Genomic DNA, 342 nt, shown 5'->3' on the forward strand with positions numbered 1-342 from the left:
CGCGACCGCCGCACAGGCGCTCCTCGGCAAGGCGGTGCCGATCTTGAAGATGCGTGGCAATGTGATCGAACGCGACGACGGCCTGCGGGTGTTCATCACCATCCATCCATCCCTCATCCTCCGCATCCGCGAGCCGGCGGACAAGGAAGCGGAGCGGGAGCGGTTTTTAAGGGATATGCGGAAGGTGAGGGGGTTGATGGCGGCTTGAAACGAAAGGAACGCAAAGTGAGATTTGTAGCGTTCCTTCACGCCCCCCCTCTGTCCTGCCAGCGTCTCAAAGCTTCGCTCCTGCTTCGCCCTGGAATGACGACGTCAGCGCTTATTGCGCTACCGGACGAGAAT

At 60.5% G+C, this 342-nt stretch carries 1 pseudogene; it reads left to right on the top strand.

From position 1 onward, the window contains the following. A pseudogene (locus EN857_RS33735) lies at window positions 1–208 on the top strand (uracil-DNA glycosylase); the annotation flags it as partial. Window positions 209–342: the final 134 nt, after the last annotated feature.

This window comes from Mesorhizobium sp. M4B.F.Ca.ET.214.01.1.1 (assembly GCF_004791545.1).
In the GTDB taxonomy this organism is placed as follows: Bacteria; Pseudomonadota; Alphaproteobacteria; order Rhizobiales; family Rhizobiaceae; genus Mesorhizobium; species Mesorhizobium abyssinicae.